Raw genomic sequence first — 3,278 nt, forward strand, 5'->3', positions numbered from 1 at the left:
CGGGTGTTCGAGCATTGAGGAAGTTGCCCGCCACAGGACCGTCGACGCATGGCATGGCGTAGCGTTGTCACGGGGCGGGGCGACCAAAGGGGGATCGTTTTGGCGGAGCGTACACAGGCAGAGCAGGCGGCTCGGGAGACATCCGAGCCGACCACGCAGCCACCGGGGAAGTCCACTGATGCGCAGAAGCGCGATTCGGGCAGCTCCGACGGATCCGCGAGGCGTCCGCCCGCGAAGGCCGACGCCGGCGCGAAGACGCAGCCCGCGCAGACCGACGAGGTCGCGAAGCTCCCTCAGGCCAAGGCCGCGCAACCGGCCGGGCCGCCTCAGACCAAGGCCGAGGCACTGGTCAGGGCCATCTCCAACGTCGGCAAGCTGGCCGCGTCCTCCGGACGAGAAGACCTGGCAGCTCGCCTCGACCAGACGCAGGAGCGTCTACGCGACCCGAACGTGCGCGTCATCGTGGTCGGAGAATTCAAGAAGGGCAAGAGCAAGCTGATCAATGCGCTCGTCAACGCCCCGGCCTGCCCCGTCGACGACGACGTGGCCACGAGCGTGCCGACTTCGGTCGGCTACGCGGAGCAGCCATCCGCTGCGATCCTGGTGCACCACGAAAGCGGTGCCCCTGGCAACCTCGAGCGGCAAGAGGTGCCGCTCAACGACCTCGCGGACCTCGTCTCGGAGAAGGGCAATCCGGGCAACGAGCGACGCATCGTGTCGGCCGAGGTCCTGCTTCCCCGGGAGATTCTGAAAGGTGGCTTGCGGATCGTCGACTCGCCCGGCGTCGGCGGGCTCGATTCGTCGAATTCTCTGACCACCCTGGCCGCACTCTCCTCGGCGCATGCCGTGCTGCTCGTGTCGGACGCCTCGCAGGAGTACACCGAACCCGAGATCCAGTTCCTGAAGCACGCCATGCGCGTTTCACCGAACGTCGCCGCGGTGCTGGCCAAGACCGACCTCTACCCCGACTGGCGTCAGATCGAGAGCCTCGATCGCTCGCACCTGGGCGATGTCGGCGAGGTCCCCATGTTCACCGTCTCGAGCGACCTTCGCCTGCTGGCAGCCGAGCTGCAGGACCGCGAACTCAACGACGAGTCCGGCTTCCCTGCGCTCGTCGCACATCTGCGGCGTGAGGTCCTGGAGCGGGCCGAGGTGATCCACGAGCGCGCAGCGGTCCACGATCTCGCCTCGGTCGTCGACCAGCTCACCATGTCGCTCCGTTCAGAGCTGAACGCCCTCGAGCACCCCGAGGACACCCCGCGGCTGATAGCCCAGCTCGAGGACGCAAAGGCCCGCGCCGACGAGTTCCGCGGACGTTCGTCGAGGTGGCAGGTGACGCTCAGCGACGGCGTAGCCGACCTGATCTCCGACATGGAGCACGACCTGCGCGACCGGCTGCGCAAGGTGCAGCGCGAAGCGGAGCAGTCCATCGACGAAGGAGACCCGGGCCCGATCTGGGATCAGATCACGGAGTGGCTCGACCAGCGCGTCTCGGCAGCCGTGTCCGAGACGTTCGTGTGGACGGATGAGCGTTCACGCTGGCTGTCGGAAGAGGTCGCCGAGCTGTTCGCCGAGGGTGGGAACGAGCTGCCCGTCATCGAGGTGGGCAACACCGAGGGTGTTCTCGACCCCGTCGAGGGAATCGCGAAGCTCAACCCCGGGCGCATGGGCGCGGGCGAGAAGATCTACATCGGCGTCCGCGGATCGTACGGCGGCGTGCTGATGGTGGGTCTGGCCACCGGCCTCATCGGCCTGTCGCTGATCAACCCGCTGTCGCTGCTCGCCGGTGTTCTGGTGGGGCGGCGCGCGTACCGTGAAGACATGGGCTCCCGGCTGACGCGCAGGCAGTTCGAGGCGAAGAACCTGGTCCGCCGTTACATCGACGAGGTCACCTTCCAGGTGAGCAAGCAGCTCAAGGACCGGCTGCGGCTGGTCCAGCGCTCCGCGCGGGACCACTTCGGCGGCATCGCAGACGAATTCCACCGCTCGCTGTCGGAGTCCGTGCTCGCCGCCAAGCAGGCCGCCGGAACCTACACGGCCGACAGAGACCAGCGGATGAATCAACTGCAGACGCAGATCAAGCAGCTCGAGACGCTTCGGGCGGAGATCCCCGTCCTTCCGCCGGTGGTGCGCAGGGAGGCAATCAGCCGGTGAGCATGACGGTGCGCGACGAGGCGAGCGATCTCATCAAGTCCGCTCTCACGGTTTACGCCGACGACCCGGCTGCAGTTCGGGTCATCGACGATCTCGACCGCCGCCTGAAGGAGCCTTTGCGGCTTGCGCTCGCCGGAATGGTCAAGGCGGGAAAATCGACGCTGCTGAACGCCATGCTGGGGGAGCAGATTGCTCCCACGGATGCCGGTGAGTGCACGAGGGTCGTCACCTGGTACCGCTATTCCGCGACGCCCTACGTGACGTTGCATCCGATCGATGGGCAGCCGCGGCGAATGCCCGTCAAGCGGGAGGACGGCAAACTGGTGCTGAGCCTCGATGGAATCCCCGCCGAGGAGGTTCGGTTCATCGACGTCGGGTGGCCGTCTTCCGGCCTCCAGTCGGTGATCCTCATCGACACACCCGGGATCGCATCGCTGTCGCAGGAGACATCAGCGCGCTCGACGACCTTCCTGACGCCCGAGGAATCCCCCTCGTCGGCCGATGCGATCGTGTACCTGCTCCGCCACCTGCATGCCTCGGATCTCAAGTTCCTCGAGGCGTTCCGCGACACGGCGGCAGGTGTGTCGCAGACCGTCAACGCCGTCGCCGTCCTGTCGCGGGCCGACGAGGTGGGTTCCGGTCGCATCGACTCCCTTCTCTCGGCGAGCAAGGTCGCGCGCCGCTACGAGCGCGACGGTGACCTCGGCTCACTCGCGCTGGGAGTCACCCCGGTCGCGGGCCTCCTCGCGGAAGGAGCACGCACGCTCCGTGAGAGGGAGTTCGCGGCGTTCCGTGAGCTCGCCGCACTCGACAAGGCTTCTCGCGATCGGCTCCTGGTGTCGGCGGACCGCTTCGTGCGGCCGACCGACGTGACGACCCTGAGCCAGGAGGCCCGGCGCGAGCTGCTCGGACGGTTCGGGATCTTCGGTGTGCGGTTGGCCACGACACTGGTCCGCGCCGGCGCCTCGGACTCATCGCAGCTCGCCGAACGACTCGTCCAGCAGAGCGGGCTGAACGAGCTCAACCAGTTCGTCCGCAATCAGTTCCGCACCCGCGCAGCGGCTCTCAAGGTGCGCGGCGTCCTGGACGGACTGGACAGGCTCGTCCGCGAGAAGCCGCGCGAC

Annotated in this window: 2 protein-coding genes; both read left to right on the plus strand. The window is 67.5% G+C overall.

Features of this window, described 5'->3' with window-relative positions; genetic code table 11:
* Positions 1-99: 99 nt before the first annotated feature.
* A complete protein-coding gene (locus VFX99_RS05100) occupies positions 100-2,154 on the plus strand; it encodes a dynamin family protein (RefSeq protein WP_414684321.1) in 2,055 nt (684 codons plus the stop codon).
* Between the two features lie 2 nt (positions 2,155-2,156).
* Positions 2,157-3,278: dynamin family protein (locus VFX99_RS05105; protein WP_329665234.1), on the plus strand; the 1,122-nt coding region annotated here is incomplete at its 3' end.

Source organism: Microbacterium sp., from assembly GCF_036277215.1.
Lineage (GTDB): Bacteria > Actinomycetota > Actinomycetes > Actinomycetales > Microbacteriaceae > Microbacterium.